Source organism: Caulobacter sp. FW305-C-30-S16 (genome assembly GCF_058783025.1).
In genome coordinates this window covers 66210-83879 of record NZ_JBYSYH010000004.1, presented here as the reverse complement: position 1 = coordinate 83879, position 17670 = coordinate 66210, and the positions used below count along the sequence as shown (strand labels likewise).

Annotated in this window: 13 protein-coding genes; 9 read left to right on the top strand and 4 right to left on the bottom strand. The window is 69.6% G+C overall.

Annotation, left to right across the window (positions count from 1 at the left end; translation table 11 throughout):
- Positions 1-162 precede the first annotated feature (162 nt).
- The 6 genes from AC3WJT_RS14965 (at position 163) to astB (ending at position 11325) form a co-directional block, all read left to right on the top strand.
- Positions 163-1965, top strand: coding sequence for an autotransporter assembly complex protein TamA (locus AC3WJT_RS14965; RefSeq protein WP_492344188.1), 1803 nt, complete (start codon positions 163-165; stop codon positions 1963-1965).
- 71 nt (positions 1966-2036) lie between these two features.
- Entirely contained in the window at positions 2037-6134 is a 4098-nt protein-coding gene (locus tag AC3WJT_RS14960; protein ID WP_492343932.1) for a translocation/assembly module TamB domain-containing protein, read from the top strand.
- Positions 6135-6288: 154 nt separating this feature from the next.
- A complete protein-coding gene (locus AC3WJT_RS14955) occupies positions 6289-7539 on the top strand; it encodes a hydrolase (RefSeq protein WP_492343931.1) in 1251 nt (416 codons plus the stop codon).
- On the top strand, positions 7539-8543 hold the full coding sequence (locus AC3WJT_RS14950; protein WP_492343930.1) for an arginine N-succinyltransferase: 1005 nt from the start codon (positions 7539-7541) through the stop codon (positions 8541-8543). The genes AC3WJT_RS14955 and AC3WJT_RS14950 overlap by 1 nt, the downstream gene beginning before the upstream one ends.
- Entirely contained in the window at positions 8540-9994 is a 1455-nt protein-coding gene (gene astD, locus AC3WJT_RS14945) for a succinylglutamate-semialdehyde dehydrogenase (RefSeq protein ID WP_492343929.1), read from the top strand. Before AC3WJT_RS14950 ends, astD begins: the two co-directional genes overlap by 4 nt.
- A complete protein-coding gene (astB, locus tag AC3WJT_RS14940) occupies positions 9991-11325 on the top strand; it encodes an N-succinylarginine dihydrolase (RefSeq protein ID WP_492343928.1) in 1335 nt (444 codons plus the stop codon). The genes astD and astB overlap by 4 nt, the downstream gene beginning before the upstream one ends.
- Before the next feature lie 83 nt (positions 11326-11408).
- Here the strand turns inward: astB and AC3WJT_RS14935 are convergent, their stop codons facing one another.
- A complete protein-coding gene (locus AC3WJT_RS14935) occupies positions 11409-12230 on the bottom strand; it encodes a LytTR family DNA-binding domain-containing protein (protein ID WP_492343927.1) in 822 nt (273 codons plus the stop codon).
- Between the two features lie 107 nt (positions 12231-12337).
- On the opposite strand from AC3WJT_RS14935, the gene AC3WJT_RS14930 reads away from it, so the two are divergent.
- A complete protein-coding gene (locus AC3WJT_RS14930; RefSeq protein WP_492343926.1) occupies positions 12338-13498 on the top strand; it encodes an acyltransferase family protein in 1161 nt (386 codons plus the stop codon).
- Between the two features lie 85 nt (positions 13499-13583).
- On the opposite strand, the gene phhA is transcribed toward AC3WJT_RS14930, so the two are convergent.
- Together phhA and hspQ are read right to left on the bottom strand one after the other, a co-directional pair.
- Positions 13584-14441, bottom strand: coding sequence for a phenylalanine 4-monooxygenase (gene phhA, locus AC3WJT_RS14925; RefSeq protein WP_492343925.1), 858 nt, complete (start codon positions 14439-14441; stop codon positions 13584-13586).
- A gap of 187 nt (positions 14442-14628) precedes the next feature.
- Entirely contained in the window at positions 14629-14958 is a 330-nt protein-coding gene (hspQ, locus tag AC3WJT_RS14920) for a heat shock protein HspQ (protein ID WP_492343924.1), read from the bottom strand.
- A 160-nt stretch (positions 14959-15118) separates the two neighbouring features.
- Here hspQ and AC3WJT_RS14915 point away from each other — a divergent pair, with 160 nt between their 5' ends.
- Both AC3WJT_RS14915 and AC3WJT_RS14910 read left to right on the top strand, forming a co-directional pair.
- On the top strand, positions 15119-16234 hold the full coding sequence (locus AC3WJT_RS14915; RefSeq protein WP_492344187.1) for a Ppx/GppA phosphatase family protein: 1116 nt from the start codon (positions 15119-15121) through the stop codon (positions 16232-16234).
- On the top strand, positions 16231-16941 hold the full coding sequence (locus AC3WJT_RS14910; protein WP_492343923.1) for an RlmE family RNA methyltransferase: 711 nt from the start codon (positions 16231-16233) through the stop codon (positions 16939-16941). The genes AC3WJT_RS14915 and AC3WJT_RS14910 overlap by 4 nt, the downstream gene beginning before the upstream one ends.
- On the opposite strand, the gene AC3WJT_RS14905 is transcribed toward AC3WJT_RS14910, so the two are convergent.
- Complete coding sequence (locus AC3WJT_RS14905; protein ID WP_492343922.1) at positions 16938-17537, bottom strand: GNAT family N-acetyltransferase; 600 nt, start codon at positions 17535-17537, stop codon at positions 16938-16940. The two genes, AC3WJT_RS14910 and AC3WJT_RS14905, sit on opposite strands and share 4 nt — an antisense overlap.
- Positions 17538-17670 lie beyond the last annotated feature (133 nt).

The following is a 17670-nucleotide window of genomic DNA, read 5'->3' as shown; positions in this document are numbered from 1 at the left end:
AGCTGTCGGGTGCGTTTCGGGCTGAGTCGCCCGAAGAAGTCCCGACTGCCCTGCATTTGTGCAACTTTAGCCGCCCATGCAAAGGGCCGGATGGCGTGACAGCCGCAACGGGCCCGACTAAACGGGTGTGGGGCGCAGACAAAGGAACACAGTTTGGCGCCTGTGCGCATCGTCTTCGCCGTTTCAGCCGCTGTCGCGCTCGTCGCGATGGCTGGACCGGTGCTGGCGCAGTCCCCGAAAGCCGCCATTCAGGGCGTCAGCGACGCTGAGCTGCGCGAGCAGATCGAACGCGCCGTCGGCGAGGCCAAGTCGACGCCCGGAAGCCGTTTCGAAGCGCGCCGCCGCGCCCGTGAGGCCGCCGACGACGCTATCGCCGCACTGCGGACCCAGGGCTATTACGGCTACGACGTTGCGCCGGATGTGGTCGACCCGGACTCGGACGAGGGCGGTCAGCCGCCTCGGCCCGTACTGATGATCAAACCGGGGCCGAGATTCCGCTTCGCCGGAGCCGGCGTGGCCTGGGTCGGCGAGGAACCGCTGCCCGAAGTGATCATCTCCGCGGAACAGGCCATGGCCATCCGTCGCGGCGCCGCCGGCAAGGCGACCGACGTTCTCGCCGCCGAAGGCCGCATCGTCGCGGCGATCCAGAAGCGGGGCTATGCCGACGCCGCGCCGGGCGTGCGCGAGGTCATCGTCGACCACGAGACGCTGACGGTCCGTCCCACCTTCCGCATCATCGCCGGTCCCCTTGTGACGCTGGACGGGGTGACGGTTGATCCGGCCGGTCGCAGCCGACCGGAATGGGTTGTCGCGCTCGCGCCCTGGAAGACCGGCGAGGTCTACAATCCCGAGCACCTCGCCGAGCTCGAGCGCCGTCTGCTGGACACCGGCGCCTACGATTCGGTGTCTGTGTCGCTTCAGCCGGCGGACAAGGCCGACGCGCAGGGCAGGCGGCCGGTGCTGGTGGCCCTGGACGACCGGCCGATGCGGACCCTCGAAGTCAGCGCCGGCTTTTCAACCAGCGAAGGCCCGGGTCTCGATGTCCGGCGCACGCGCTACAACCGGCTCGGACGCGCCGACATCACCACCTACACCCTGCGGCTGGCGCAGCTTGAACAGCGGTTCGAGGCGCGGCTCGCCCTGCCGCACTGGCGTCGCCCGCAGCAGACGCTGACCCTCGTGGCGGGCGTCTACAATGAACAGACCGAGGCCTATGACGCGGCCGGCTTCCTCGCCACGGGAGACGTCACCCGGCGCTTCGGAAAGACCTCGTTCGTCACGCTCGGCCTGTCGCTGGACGCCAGCCGAAGCGCCGAGAAAATCCAGATCAACAACACCACCATCCGGGGCGCAGACCGCAACGTCCTGACAACGGCGGTCCTGACCGCCTTCGCCCTCGACCGGTCGGACGACCCGCTTGATCCGACCCGCGGGTGGCGGCTGACCGCTACGGCCGAGCCCACCGTGGCCGTGGGGGACGTTCAGGCGCTCTATTTCCGCGTCCAGGGCCAGGGCGCGGCCTATTTCTCGTTCGACGAGGAGGCGCGGACGGTCCTCGCCACGCGGGTCAAGCTGGGGTCGATTTTCGGCGCCACCCTGGACGATGTCTCGGCGCCGCGCAGGTTCTTCGCCGGCGGCGGCGGGTCGGTGCGCGGCTATGCCTGGCAGGCCATCGGCCCCCGACTCGCCGACAACACGCCGCAGGGCGGTCTTTCGCTGTTCGAGGCGTCGTTTGAGGTGCGTCAGAAGCTTACCGAGCGCTGGGGCATGGCCGCCTTCATCGACGCCGGCGCGATCGGCACCGACGCCTATCCGCGCGGCGAGGATTTCAGCGCCGGCGTCGGGATCGGCGTGCGGTATGATCTCGGCTTCGGACCGATCCGGGCCGATATCGCCGTGCCGCTGGACAAGCGTGAGGGCGACCCCGAGTTCCAGATCTACATCAGCATCGGACAGGCGTTTTGAGCGACTCCGCGCCTCCTGCGAAGGAAAAGCTCCGGGGCCGCTGGCTGCCGAAGAGCGGACCCGGCTGGATCATGCTCGTTTCGCTTCTGGCCGTGCTGCTGGTCGGCGGCGTCGGACTGCTCACGCGATACGGGGTCAACACCGTCCCGGGCCTGATGTTCGTCGAGGCCCAGGCGAACGGACTCAAGCTCGGCCGGTACGGCAAGCTGAAGATCGAAGGTCTGCACGGCGATCTGTGGAGCGAGTTCACGCTCCGGCGGCTGACGATCAGCGACGAAAAGGGCGTCTGGCTCGACGCTGACAATGTCGTCGTCGTCTGGCGCTCGCAGGAGCTTCTCCGGCGGCGGTTCCACGCCGAGCGCCTGGCGGCCGGACGTGTGCGGGTTCTGCGGCGGCCGACGCTGACGCCCAAGACGGTGTCCCGCAGCCTGCCGGTCTCCATCCGCATCGACAGGGCGCGGCTGGTTGTCGAGACCCTGCCGGCCTTCAGCTACAGCCGTGGTCTTTTTGACGTCGTGGGGTCGCTGGATGTGGTCCGCCGGGGGCCGGCCCACGTCCGGATGGGAGTCGGCAGCCGGCTGCATGCCGGCGACCGGATCGGCCTGGCCCTCGACACGGGCAAGGGTCAGCCGCTGGTGATCATCGCTGACGCCGCCGAGGCCCGCGGCGGGGCGATCGCCGGATCCCTGGGCCTTGCAGCGGATCGGCCGTTCTCGCTGAAAGTCCGGGCCGGCGGCAAACCCGGCGCCGGCCGGTTCACCGCGCTGGCGGTCTCCGGCGCCGAGACGCCGTTGCAGGCCTCCGGCGCCTGGACGAAGGCCGGGGGTTCGGCCAGCGGCCGGATCTCGCTGATCGCTTCAAGCCTCACGAGCCGCTACGCGCCGCGCTTCGGCGAGGCCGTGCGCTTCAACGCCTCAGGAACAAGGGCCAAAGCTGGCTTCTACGATGTCACGGGTCGCGCCGAGAGCTCCACGCTCTCGGTGACCTTCAAGGGTCAGGCGGATCCGGCGAAGCGGGTGATCGGCCGCGATGGCCTTGCGATCACCCTGGCGACCAACACTCTGGACCGCGTCGCGACGCGGTTCATCGCCGGCTCCGCCCAGTCGCAGGGTCGGCTGGTCGGCGGCGCCTCCGCCTGGACCTACACCGGCGCGCTCTCCGGCTCGAACTTCAAGGCCGTCGGGTTTGCCGCCGCCCGGGTGTCGGGCCCGGTGGTCGTCGCGCGAAAGAAGGGCGAGCTCACCGTCCAGTCGACTCTCACCGGCGCGGGCGGCGGCGGCTCCGGCTATCTCGCAGCCCTGCTGGGCGCCCGGCCGATCGCTGAAATCCAGTATGTGCGGCTGTCGGATGGTCGCCAGCTGATCCGCAAGCTCAAGGCGGTCGGGACCGCGCTCAAGCTCGATGCGACGGGTGAACGGACACTGCTCGGCGGCCTGTCATTCAAGGGCGACGCGCAACTCACCAACCTGCGCGCGGCGGGGCCCGGCTCCAAGGGAACCGCCTCCACGGCCTGGACGGCCTCACAGTCCGGAACCGGGAAGCCCTGGGCGCTGTCGGTGGACGGCAAGGGCGTCGGCTTCGCCACCGGCTATGCTGAACTCGACCGCCTGCTCGGCGCTGCGCCGCGCGTCAAGGGCAAGGCGAACTACGCCAAAGGACAGTTCGCGGTTCAGTCCGTTGAACTGACCGGCGCCCTGGCCAACGCTCGCGCCGCCGGGCTCGTCGGCCCCGCCGGCGCGCTGAAACTGTCGCTGGGCTGGAGCGCCAAGGGCCCGTTCCGCGCCGGCCCGCTGGAATTCGCCGGCGACGCCCGGGGGACGGGCGCCGTCACCGGGACGATCGGCGCACCGCGCGCCGATCTCGTTGCCGATTTCGCGACGGTCGAGATTCCGCGCCTCAGCCTGGCCAATGCCCATGTGACTCTGAGCTTCCTGCGCGGAGCGGGCGGTACGGACGGAGCCGTGGCGGTCACCGCCGACAGCCAGTATGGCCCGGCCCGGGCGCGCACCGCCTTCCGGTTCGCCGAGGGCGGTCTCGACCTGACGGCGCTCGACGCTGATGCGGGCGGGGTCAAGGCGACCGGGGACCTGGCGCTGAGACGGGGCCGGCCGTCAACGGCGGACCTTCAGCTGGCGATCAGCCCGGGCGCGATCCTGACCGAGGGGACGATCAACGGCTCGGCCCGCATCGTCGACGCCGGCGGCGGCCCGCGCGCGACGCTGAACCTCATAGCGCGGAGCGCGGCCCTGCGCGGCGCCAGCGGCCTGAGGTTCGCCCAAGCCACGATCAGCGCTGACGGCCCGCTCGAACGCCTGCCGCTGGTCATCGACGGGCGCGGGTCCTACGGGGTCAATCCTTGGCGCTTCAAGGGCTCGGGCTTCTTCGCCCAGCGCGGCGGCAATACCGGCCTGGCGCTCGATGGCTCGGGCCGGTTCGGCACGGCGGAGTTCCGGACGCTGGAGACCGCACGGATCGGCTTCGGCGGCGGGCAGCGCTTCGCCGACCTGAATCTCGATGTCGAAGGCGGCAAGGCGACGATCACGCTGCGAACGGACGCTGACGTCGCCAGTCTTCGCGCGAGCCTCGCCGGCGTCTCCCTGGGCGCCCTGAACGAGGACCTGGCCGGACAGTTCGACGGCGAGCTCAGCCTGCAGGGCAAGGGATCGCGGCTGACCGGCAGCCTCGACGCCAGTCTGCGGGACGCGCGTGCGCGCGGCTCTGGCAAGGCGCTCTCTGTGAACGGCGAGGTCAAGGCGACCCTCGACGACCAGGTTCTGGCGATCAAGGGCACGGCGACCAATGCTGGCGGCCTCAAGTCGGCGCTCAATCTCACGCTTCCGGTGGAATCGTCCGCCGCGCCCTTCCGGCTGGCCATCGCCCGGCAGAAGCCGATGCGCGGCGACTTCCTGGCCAACGGCGAGATCAAGCCGCTGTGGGACCTGCTGGTCGGCGGCGAGCGCAGCGTGTCGGGCAACGTCATGATGGCCGGCACGATCGGCGGCACGCTCGCCGATCCCCGCCTCGAAGGCGGAGCCAGCCTGCGCGGGGGCGAGTTCGAGGACGGAGTCATCGGCCTGAAGCTGCAGAACGTCACCCTGACGGCCTATCTGGCTGACAGGGCGATCGACGTGTCCGGCTTCACCTCGGAGGACGGCCGCGGTGGCAAGCTGGAGGGGGTCGGACGGATCAGCCTCCTGCGTGACGGGATCAGCACCTTCAAGGTCCTCCTGAAGGACTTCCAGCTGATCAAGAACGACGCCGTGACGGCCATCGCCTCGGGTGAAACGACCATTAACCGCGCGTCGGACGGCAAGGTCCAGGTCTCCGGCGCCCTGACCATCGACCGCGCCACCGTCGCGGCCAATCCGCCGACGCCGAGCGGGGTGGTGCCGATGGCGGTGACCGAGATCAACCGCCCGGACCGCGGTGAAGCCGAGGTGCTGGCCGAGCCGACACGCGGACTCGTGGTCGCCCTGGACGTCACGCTGAAGGCGGCGCGCGGCATCTTTGTCGAGGGCCGCGGACTGGACGCCGAGCTGTCGCTGGACGCCCACGTCGGCGGGACGACGGCCCGGCCGGTGCTGGAGGGCGTCGCCCGGGTCGTGCGCGGCGAGTACGACTTCGCCGGCAAGCGTTTCGAATTCGATCAGCGGGGCGCGGTCTATCTCGCCACGACTCCGGACCGCATCCGGCTGGACCTGACCGCCACCCGCGAGGACCCCTCGCTGACAGCGGTGATCCGCGTGCGCGGGACGGCCGCCAAACCCGAGATCACCCTGACCTCGTCGCCGGCCCTTCCGAACGACGAGGTGCTGTCGCGGATCCTGTTCGGGGCTTCTGCATCACAACTGTCGCCCCTCGAGGCGGCGCAGCTCGCTTCGGCCCTGGCGGCGCTTGCGGGCGGCGGCGGCTTCGACGTCATCGGCAACCTGAAGAGCTTCGCCGGCCTCGATCGCCTGGTCTTCGCCGGCGGCGGCGCGACGGGAGCGATGACGGTCGCCGGCGGCAAGTACCTGACCGACGACGTCTATATCGAGATCATCGGCGGCGGGCGCGACGGCCCGGCGGCCCAGGTCGAATGGCGCGTTCAACGCAATCTGTCGATCATCTCGCGTCTTCAGGGCGAGGGCGGCGGCAAGCTGTCGGTCCGCTGGCGGCGGGATTACTAGCCGCGCCACAGGGGGTTCACCTTCCGGCAACGCGCGGCTATCAAGGGGCAACGGCGATCCCCGTCTTGCGCCATTCCGGCGGGTCGCTCATCCGAAACACGCGTCGACACTCGTCCGCGGCAATGGCGTCGGTAAAGCTGGATTGACCCTGCCGATGCGCCTGTCACCGGAAGAGACGTCTGTTCTGAACGCCGTCGGCGAACAGGGGTCACTGGTTGTTGACCGCGCCATTGGCTGGTGCGCGGTCAACTCCGGCAGCCGCAACCTGGCGGGTCTGGAAACCACGGTCGGCCTCCTCAGCGACGCGTTCGCCGTGCTGCCAGGCGACCTGGTTCTGCGGCCGCTGGCGCCCTCCATCGAGATCGCCGCCGACGGGCGCGAGAAGGAACAGCCGCACACCCCCGCCATCGCTGTGACCGTGCGGCCCGACGCGCCGGTGCAGGTCGTGCTGACCGGCCACTACGACACCGTGTTCCCGGCCGAGAGCCGCTTCCAGACGGTGGCCGCCCGCGCCGACGGCGCGCTGAACGGGCCTGGCATCGCCGACATGAAGGGCGGGATCAGCGTCATTCTCGCCGCCCTCCAGGCGTTCGAGACTCATGGCGACGCGGGCAAGGTCGGCTATCGCGTGCTTCTGTCCCCGGACGAGGAGATCGGATCGCTGGCCTCGGGTCCCGTGCTGGCCGAGTTCGGCCGGCTGGGTCATGTCGGCCTGACCTATGAGCCCTCGATGCTGCCCAACGGCACCCTGGCCAGCGAGCGCAAGGGCTCGGGCAACTTCCACATTCGCATCACGGGCCGCACGGCTCACGCCGGCCGGGCCTTCAACGAAGGCCGTAACGCCATAACCGCAGCCGCCCGGATCGCCGGCGCGCTCGACGCGCTCAACGGTCGGCGGGACGGGGTCACCCTCAACGTCGCCAGGATCGACGGCGGTTCACCGCTGAACGTGGTGCCCGATATCGCCATCGTCCGGTTCAATGTGCGTTTCCCCGACGCGGACGCCGCCGCCTGGCTCGAAGCCGGCATCGCGGAGGCCCTGACGGTCGGGCAGGGGGATGGCCTCGGCGTGAGCCTGCACGGCGGCATCACCCGCGCGGCCAAGCCGTTCAACGCCGCCCAGACCGAGCTGTTCGGCAAGGTGAAGGAAGTCGGCGGCCTGCTCGGCCAGGCGATCGCCTGGAAGCCGTCCGGCGGCGTCTGCGAGGGCAACAACCTGTTCGCCGTCGGCCTGCCCAACGTCGACACCCTCGGCGTCTGTGGCGGCGATATTCACAGCGAGTCCGAATTCGCCTGGCCGGACAGCTTCGCCGAACGCGCGCAGCTGTCGGCCCTGATCCTCATGAAACTGGCGTCGGGTGAAATCGACGCGCGGGGCATCCGCGCCCTGATGGAGTCCCGTTGATGCTGGTCGTTCGTCCCGCCGTTCCCGCCGACTATGACCAGCTGATGGAGCTGGCCGTGCTGTCGGGGCGCGGCTTCACCAGCCTGCCCGAAGACGAGCCGACCCTGCGGTCGCGCCTCGACCTGTCCGCCGCCAGCTTCGCCGGCGAGGTCGCCGCGCCGGAGTCCTGGTTCACGCTGATGCTGGAAGACACCGACACCGGCGGCGTCGACGGCGTCGCGGGGGTCAAGGCCAGCGTCGGTCTGAAGCGGCCGTTCTTCTCGTTCCGCGTCGTGACGCTTGCCCAGTCGTCGCCGACCCTGGACATGCGCTTCGACCACCAGGCCCTGGTGCTGGTCAACGAATGCGCCGGCTGGTCGGAGGTCGGCTCGCTGTTCCTGCGCCCCGAAAAACGCAAGGGCGGCGCCGGCCGGCTGCTGGCCCAGTCGCGCTACATGCTGATCGGCATCGAGCCGCAGCGCTTCGCCGAGATGGTGCTGGCGGAACTCCGCGGCTGGTTCGACGAGGACGGCAGCTGCCCGTTCTGGGAGCACGTGGCCCACCGCTTCTTCCCGCTGGCCTTCGACGAGGCCGACCTGATGAGCGCCTCGACCAACGGCCAGTTCATTCTCGACCTCGCGCCGCGCCATCCGATCTACACCGGCCTGCTGCCCGAGGCGGCGCGCAAGGCTGTCGGCCGGGTGCACCGCGACGGCGAGGCCGCCCGGGCGATGCTGGAGCGCGAAGGCTTCCGCTACCAGGGCCTGGTCGACCTGTTCGACGCCGGCCCGACCATGGGCGCGCCGCGCGACGACATCCGCACGGTCAAGGAGGCGAAACGCCTGATGGTTCGGCTCGGCGAGGACGCCTTCGGTGAAGACGCGCTGATTTCGACCCATGATATCGCGCGGTTCCGCGCCGTCCGCGCGCCGGTGCTGGTCGATAGCGAGGCGGCCGTGCTGTCGCGCCAAGCGGCCGACGTGCTGGGTGTTCGGGAAGGCGATCTGGTGAAGGTGAAGGCATGAGCCGCGGTCTCTATATCAACGGTCAGTGGTCCTCCGGCCACGGACCCGCCCTGACTTCCATCGATCCGGCCACTGGCCAGCCGGTCTGGGAAGCGGCCACCGCGACCGTCGATGACGTCGCCCGGGCCGTCTCCGCCGCGCGCGCCGCGTTCCAGGACTGGGCCGACCAGCCGCGTGAGGACCGGATCGCGGTCATGCGCCGCTACAAGGCCGCGCTCGACGCCCGCAAGGACGCCTTCGCCGAGGCGCTCAGCCGCGAAACCGGCAAGGCGCTGTGGGAGACGAAGGCCGAACTGGGCTCGATGATGGCCAAGGTCGATGTCTCGATCACCGCCTATGAAGAGCGCACCGGCGTCAGGGAAACGGCCATGCCGTTCGGGCGCGCCGTCCTGCGTCACCGCGCCCATGGCGTGATGGCGGTGCTCGGTCCGTTCAACTTCCCGGGCCACCTGCCCAACGGCCACATCGTCCCGGCGCTGCTGGCCGGCGACACCATCGTCTTGAAGCCGTCCGAAGAGACGCCGATGGCCGGCGAACTGCTGGTCGAGGCGCTGGAAGCCGCCGGTGTTCCGGCCGGCGTGGTCAATCTGGTCCAGGGCGGTCGCGAAACCGGCGCCGCCCTGATCGAGCAGGAGATCGACGGCCTGCTGTTCACCGGCTCGGCCGCCGCCGGCAGCCACTTCCGCCGCGCCTTCGCCGACCGGCCGGACGTGATCCTGGCGCTGGAGCTCGGCGGCAACAACCCGCTGGTGGTCTGGGACGCGACCGATCCGGAGGCCGCCGCCGCCCTCATCATCCAGTCCGCCTTCATCACCACCGGCCAGCGCTGTTCGTGCGCCCGTCGCCTGATCGTGCCGGAAGGCCATGCGGGCGAGGCCGTCATCGAGGCGGTCGCGGCCCTGTCCGACCGGCTGATCGCCGGCGCCTGGAACAGCACGCCCGAGCCCTTCATGGGCCCGCTGATCTCGGCCCGCGCCGGCCGCATGGCCCGTGACGCCGCCGCCCTGTTCGAGGGACAGGTGATCCGCGAGGCCCGGGCCATCGAGGGTCTGTCGGAGGCCTTCATCACGCCGGGCATTATCGACGTTAGCCACCACGAAACGCCCGACGAGGAGATCTTCGCGCCGGTGCTGCAGGTTCGCCGCGCGGCGACCTTCGACGGCGCGATCGCCCTGGCCAACGCTACCCGCTACGGCCTCAGCGCCGGCCTGATCAGCGACGATCCCGCCCGCTGGGAGCGTTTCCAGCAGCGGATCCGCGCCGGCGTCGTCAACTGGAACCGCCCGACCACCGGCGCCGCCGGCTCGGCGCCGTTCGGCGGCCTCGGGGCGTCGGGCAACCACCGCCCCAGCGCCTACTACGCGGCCGACTACTGCGCCTATCCCGTAGCCAGTTTCGAGGCCGACGCGGTGCTGCAGACCGTCGGCGAGATCAAGGGGCTGAGGGCGTGACCCACGCCGTCGAGGCCAACTGCGACGGGCTGGTCGGGCCGACCCATAGCTTCGCGGGCCTGGCGCCGGGCAATCTCGCCAGCGAGCACAACAAGGGCGATCCGTCCAACCCGCGCGCGGCGGTGCTGGAGGGCCTGGCGAAGATGCGGCTGCTGGCCGATCTCGGCCTGCCGCAGTTCGTCCTGCCGCCGCACGAACGGCCGGACGTCGGCTTTCTGCGCGCCATCGGCTTCGCCGGAACAGACGCGGCCGTCATCGAGACGGCGGCCAAACAGGCGCCGGAGCTGCTCAACACCGCCTGCTCGGCTTCGCCGATGTGGGCCGCCAACGCCGCGACCGTGACCCCGAGCGCGGACGCAGCCGACGGCCGCGTGCACTTCACACCCGCCAATCTGCTGACCAACCTTCACCGCAGCCTTGAGGGTGGCCAGACCGCCCGCGCCCTGCGCCGCCTGTTCCCGGACGAGGCCCGGTTCGCTGTCCACGACCCGCTGCCGACCGCGCCGCACTTCGCCGACGAAGGCGCCGCCAACCATGTGCGGCTGTGCAGCGACCACGGCGAGGCGGGGGTTAACCTGTTCGTCTGGGGCCGCGAAGCCTGGGAGCAGTGGCAGGGCCGGTTCCCCGCTCGGCAGACGCTGCAGGCGTTTGAGGCTGTCGCGCGTCGCCACGGCGCCACCGGCGCGGTGTTCGCTCGCCAGGCGCGCTCGGCCATCGAGGCCGGGGTGTTTCACAATGACGTGGTCTGCGTCGGGGCGAAGTCCTGCCTGTTCTACCACCAGGCCGCCTTCGAGGATGCCGCCGCCCTGCGGGCCGACATCCGCGCCGCTGCGGCCGACCGGTTCGAGCCGCAGTTCGTCGAGGTCGCCACAGCCGACCTGCCGCTGGACGACGCCATTCGCAGCTACCTGTTCAACTCCATGCTGGTGGCGCTGCCCGGCGAGGACCGGCTGACGCTGATCGCGCCGGGCGAGACACGGGATACGCCGCGCGCCAAGGCCGCCGTGGATCGCGCCATTGCCTCCAACGGTCCGATCGGACGCGTGGAATATGTCGATGTCCGGCAGAGCATGCGCAATGGCGGCGGCCCGGCCTGCCTGCGGCTGCGGGTGGTGCTGACCGACGCCGAACTGGCGGCGACGAACCCGGCCCAGCGGTTCGATGCGACCCTGCATGACCGGCTGACGGTCTGGGCGAACAGCCACTACCGCGACCGCCTGCGTCCCTCCGACCTCGCCGATCCGCAGCTGCTCGTCGAGAGCCGCCGCGCCCTGGATGAGTTGACGGGCATCATGGACCTGGGGACGGGGTTTTATCCGTTCCAGCGCTAACACGGGGACATGTACCGAAGGTACGTGTCCCCCAATCGAGCCGCAGGTTTAGGGGACACGTACCTTCGGTACATGTCCCCGGTTCATCCGCCCCTCAACCTCATAAGCGCGGCTGGAAACCGGCGCGACAACGGCGCTTCCAGCGCGCCGATGTGCACGGCGTAGTCGCCGGACCCCGCCGGCGTCAGGCCCGTCACCCGCGCGGCGCTGACCAGCCAGGAGCGGTGCGTGCGGACAAAGCCGAACGGCGACAACTGCGCCTCAACGGCGGCCAGGGGCGAGCGCATCAACGGCTTGCGGCCATCCGCCAGATGCACCTCGACATAGTTTCCGGCGGACGACACGGCGAGAATGTCGGTAATCGCCACGCGGATGACCTTCGCGCCGTCGCGGATGTCGAAGGTCGCCGGCGGCCGGTCCGGCTCCATGGCGGCGGACTGCAAGGCCAGACGCTGCGACACCCAGAAGGCGCAGGCGGTCAGGGTGTAGCTGAGCAGGTCCTTGCGCAGCTCGTAGGGAAATTCGTCCGTCAGGGCGCCGTAGTCATAAGTCTGGCCGGCAAGCCCGTAGACCGCATGGCGGATCAGCAGGAAGCCGCCGACATGGGCGGCGGACCAGAACAGCAGGGCCGCGCCGTGGACGGCCCAGGTGCGCGGACTGCGCCACAGCTCGGCCGGCGCAAGGCGCAGGGCCAGCCAGGGAACCCACATCAGCGCGATGATCGAAACGGCGCTGCTGCCCTCCCAGAGCCAGGCCTCCCACCAGTCCAGGTCTGGCTGGTCGTGCTGGATCGTCAGCACGTTGACCACGGTGAAGCCTAGGATGATGGCCGCCGAGGCGCTCGCGCCGGCCAGGAAGCCGGTCCGGCCAAAGCCGTTCGTCCCGGATGCCGCGCCGCCCGTCACGCTGCGCTCCCGTTCGTCACGTCGGCGACGCCGCATGTGGCGGGGCGCTGGCAGAACACGCCCGACGTCGGCGACTGAGAGCCATCGTTCATTGGCGAGCACTTTCCATGACCCAGATTGCCGACCGCCGCCCGGACCTCGACTGGATCCGCGTGGGCGCCTTCTTCCTGCTGATCCTCTATCATGTCGGGATGTTCTACGTGCCGTGGGACTTCCATGTGAAGACGCCCCGGCCCGTCGACTGGCTCGAACCGGTCATGCAACTGACCAATCCCTGGCGGCTGACCCTTCTGTTCCTGGTGTCGGGCGCGGCGACGCGGTTCATGGCCGACAAGATGAGCGCGGGCGGACTGGCGGGGGCGCGGACCTGGCGGCTGCTGCCGCCGCTGGTCTTCGCCATTTTCGTGATCGTGCCGCCGCAGAGCTACTACGAGATCCTCGAACAGGCGCCGCAGCTGGCCGAGCCGTTCTGGAGCTTCTACGGCAAGTACGCCACCGCGTCGGGTAACTGGTGCGACGCCGACGGCTGTCTGATCACCCCGACCTGGAACCACATGTGGTTCGTCGCCTACCTGCTGGTCTACAGCCTGCTGCTGGCGCTGGCCTGGAAGGTCGCGCGGGCGCCGCTGCAACGTCTCGGAGACCGGCTCGGCGAGGGGCTCAAGGGCTGGGGCCTGCTGCTCTGGCCGATTGTCGTGCTCGCCGCCTTCCGCATCGTGCTGATGCCGCTGTTCGAGGTCACCCACGCCCTGGTCGACGACTGGTACAACCACGCGGTCAGCCTTTCCGCCTTCCTGTTTGGCTTTCTGACGGCAAAGTCGCTCACCCTGCGCGACGAACTCGTGAGGTTACGCTGGCCGGCGCTCACGCTGGCGCTCCTGGCCTGGGCGGTGTTCGCGACCTATGCCTGGCAGTATCGCGCCGACGACGCCCATCCTCCCGAAGCACTGCGTCAGCTGATGCGGGTCGTCTACGCCGTCGACCAGTGGTGCGCGATCGCGGCGATCCTGGGCTTTGGCGCGAAACACCTGACGCGCGGCGGCCCGGCGCTGACCTGGCTGACCCTCGGGGTCTTCCCGTTCTACATCGTGCACCAGACGGTGATCGTCGTGGTCGGTCACCACCTGGCGAAGGTCGGGCTGAACCAGGCGCTGGAAGCGGCGATCCTGATCGCGGTGACCTTCGGCGCCTGTCTCCTGACCTATGAGGTCGTGCGCCGGGTCGCCGTCCTGCGGCCACTGTTCGGGTTGAAGTACAGGGCGGGCTGAGCAAGCGGGGACATGTACCGCAGGTACGTGCCCCCTAATCACTTGGCTCGATTGGGGGACACGTACCCAAGCGGGTACATGTCCCCTATCGGCCCAGCGCGTAGGCCTGTGTTCCCCGGGTGAACACCCGGTCGCTGCCGAGCACGGCGTCGATCGGGATGTCGCTGGCGCCGTCGAGCCGCTCATAGATCGGGGCGAAGTCCTGCAGGGTCGCGTCGAGCAGGGCCTGCAGCGACGGGATCACGAAGTAGACCTGCTGGAAGTCGTCGATCCGGTAGGGCGTTCGCATAAGCCGCTCCAGATCGAACCCGATCCGGTTGGGGGAGGGGTCATCGAGGGAGAAGATCGACTCAGACCGCGAGGACACAATGCCCGCGCCGTAGATCCGCAACCCCTTCGGCGTCTCGAGCAGGCCGAACTCCACCGTGTACCAGTAAAGCCGCGCCAGATTGTGCAGCTGGCCGCGGCCCGCGGCGCGCAGGCCGCCCTCGCCATAGGCCTGCATGTAGTCGGCGAAGGTGGGGTCGGTCAGCATCGGCACATGGCCGAAGACATCGTGGAAGATGTCCGGCTCCTGCAGGTAGTCGAGCTGGTCGGCGCGGCGGATGAATTGCCCGGCGGGGAATCGGCGGTTGGCCAGATGGTCGAAAAACACCTCGTCCGGGACCAGCCCTGGAACGGCGACCACGGTCCAGCCGGTCAGGCGTCGCAGATCCTCGTTGATCTTGCGGAAGTCGGGAATGCCGCCGCGGTGAAGGTCCAGCGCGTCAAGGCCATGCAGGAAGGCGTCGCAGGCGTAGCCGGGGAGCAGGGCGGCCTGCCGCTCGTAGAGCAGGTCCCAGACCGCATGCTCCGCCGCCGTATAGGCGTCCCACCCCTGGTCGATGGTCCAGTCCGCCGCCGCGCCGGGGGGCGGGCCACTGTTGAAGCCGTCTGCGCTCATGGGGTGAAGATAGGGCGTTCGTCGCGCAAAGTCCGTTCGAAGGCGCCCCGAATTCGGCCTTTCAGCGGCAGGATCGTGCGTGGTTCGAGACACTCGCTCGAGGCTCGCTCCTCACCATGACGGGCATTGAGTTCGTCATCCTGAGGAGCGGACCCTCAGGTCCGCGTCTCGAAGGACGCCCAACCCCCTAGTGCGCGATGCGCGGCCGCATGTTGTAGTGTCCGTCCTCGAAGCCCTCGAAGATCAGCGAGGCGTGCGGGTGGCCCACCGGCTCGCCGCTGTCGTCGGGCAGCAGGTTCTGCTCGGACACGTAGGCGACGTAGGTGTTCTCGTTGTTCTCGGCCAGCAGGTGGTAAAACGGCTGATCCTTGTGAGGGCGGATGTCCTCGGGGATCGAATTCCACCACTCCTCGGTGTTGGCGAATTCAGGATCGACGTCAAAGATGACGCCCCGGAACGGAAAGATCCGGTGCCTGACCACCTGGCCGATAGCGAATTTGGCGAGTCTGGCGTTCATAATCCGAGAATCTAGCGTGTCGCCCCTGACTGGAAGATGAACGTAGACGCCGCCTGCCGTTAGGCAAGTCCATGCCTTCCGTTACGCGAAACGGGCCGCTACAGTCGTCGGCGAAACGAGGCGCCCGATCATGAGCGCCTGCGCAGACAGGTACGACACCATGTCGGAGGCGCCCAGCGCGCAAGGTGGTCCCCGCGGGGATCGCCGGGGGTCCCATGGGGGCCCGCCACCCGCTTACGCGGCGCTGGACCTTGGCACCAACAACTGCAGGCTGCTCGTCGCCACACCTACGCAGGGCGGCTTTCGCGTGGTCGAGGCCTATTCCCGCATCGTCCGGCTGGGCGAGGGGCTGACCCTGACCGGCCGGATGTCCGACGAGGCCATGGACCGGGCGCTGGCCGCCCTGACGGTCTGTGCGGAGAAGGTCCGGCGGCGCAAGTGCGTGCGGATCAAGGCGATCGCCACCCAGGCCTGTCGGCAGGCCGAGAACGGCGAGGAATTCATCGCCCGCGTCGCCAGCGAGACCGGTCTGCGGCTGCAGATCATCACCCCCAAGGAAGAGGCCCAGCTGTCCGTGGCCGGCTGCGTCAACCTGCTCGACCGCCAGGCGGAGGCGGCGCTGGTGGTCGATGTCGGCGGCGGCTCGACCGAGCTGTCCTGGGTCGACCTGAAAGGGCAGGGGCTCGACGCCCGGCCGCGCCAGTTCGCGCCATGGAAGCTGCCGATCAAGGCCTGGCTGTCGGTGCCGATCGGCGTCGTCACCCTGGCCGAGCGCTTTCCCGAGGCCGGCGATGACGTCCAGGGCTGGTTCCGGGCGATGGTCGATGCGGTCAAGGAACGGATCGCCGCCTTCCCGCACGCCGAGCCGTTCCGCGAGGTGTTCACCAGCGGGCGGGCGCACATGGTCGGCACCTCGGGCGCGATCACCAGCCTGGCCGGCCTGCACCTCGATCTGCCCCGTTACGACCGCACGCGCGTCGACGGCCTGTGGATGACCCGCGGCGAGTGCGAGGCGACCACTGACCGGCTGCTGGCCTGGACGCCGCAGGAGCGCGCCGACCAGCCTTGCATCGGCGCCGACCGCGCCGATCTGGTCCTCGCCGGCGCCGCGATCCTGCAGGCGGTGCAGGAGCTCTGGCCCTGCGAACGGGTGCGGGTCGCCGACCGTGGCCTGCGTGAAGGGCTGCTGATGGGCCTGATGAGCGATGAACAGCCGCGCCGCCGGCGACGCAAACGGGGCGGAGCGTCGCGGAAACCTGTACAAGCCCCCGCATGAGTGACGAAGAGCCCCCCAAGCGCCGCATGGTCCGCCTGCCCACCGGCGGCAACGATGGCGTCGGCCGCGGCAAGCCCGCCCGCCTGAAGACCGCCAAGGGCCGCCGGCCCTCGTCCCAGGCGTGGCTGGAGCGGCAGATCAACGACCCCTTCTCGGCCGAGGCCCGCGCCATGGGCTATCGCAGCCGCGCGGCGTTCAAGTTCACCGAGATCGACGACCGGTTCAAACTGGTCAAGCCAGGGTCAAAGATCATTGACCTGGGCTGCGCGCCCGGCGGCTGGGTGCAGATGGCGATCAAGCGCGGCGCCGGAAAGATCGTCGGTATCGACCTGCTGCCCGTCGATCCGCTGCCGCCGGCCGAGATGATCCAGATGGATTTCACCGATCCGAAGGCCGGTCCGCTGCTGATCGAAATGCTCGGCGGGCAACCGGACATCGTTCTGTCGGACATGGCGCCCAATACCGTCGGTCACCGTGAGACGGACCACCTGCGCATCGTCGGCCTGATCGAACTGGCGGCGGCCTTCGCCATCGAGACGCTCAAGCCGGGCGGCTCGTTTGTGGCGAAAGCCTTCCAGGGCGGCGAGACCGCCCAGATCATCCGCGACCTGAAGAAGCACTTCGACAAGGTCCAGCACGTGAAGCCCAAGGCCAGCCGGGCGGACAGCTCCGAGGTCTTCCTCGTGGCGACGGGGTTCAAGGGCTAGCGACGCGCCGCCCTGTACATCGGGATGAGCCCCGGATGGTCGCCCGGCTTGATCAGGCCGATGACCTCGAAGCCGTGGCGTTCGTAGAGCGGGACGTTCTTCGGGCTGGAGCTTTCCAGATAGGCCGGCAGGCCGTCGGCGTCGCAGCGGGCGAGGCCCGCCTTCAGCAGTGCCGAGCCGAGGCCCTGACCCTGCCGCGACGGGTCGACGCCGATCATCGACAGGTACCAGTGCGGTTCTTCCGGGTGAAACTGGCCCATCAACTCGCCGAGCTGGCCGAGGGTCTCCAGCCGGTCCTCGCTGACCGTCTCGCCGACGAGGGCGCCGATGGCTTCGCCGTCTGCGTGGACGCCCGGCGCCAGCCACAAGGCCGCCGCGGCGCCGTCATCGGCAACCCACGCGGTCCCCGCCGCCAGCGCGCTGCCCGCCATCGCCGTGGCCAGCCGGTTGAAGCTGGCGAGGTACGACGCCGCGCCCGGAAACATGTAGCGGACCGCCGGATCGGTGCTGAAGGCCAGCGCCAGAATGTCCATCACCGGATCACGCTCGACAGGGCCGGCGGCCGGCGGCGCGATGGTCACAGTGGTCTCGGTCATGGCGTCTCCCCCGACGGCTCGCCCGGAGGGTAGGGGATATCCGCCTCGCGTCGCTAGGGGCGCGCGACGTTCGTTCCCGTTCGCCCGGGGTTTGTGGTCGATGAATCCCCCGCCCCGGCCTCGTCCCCGTTGA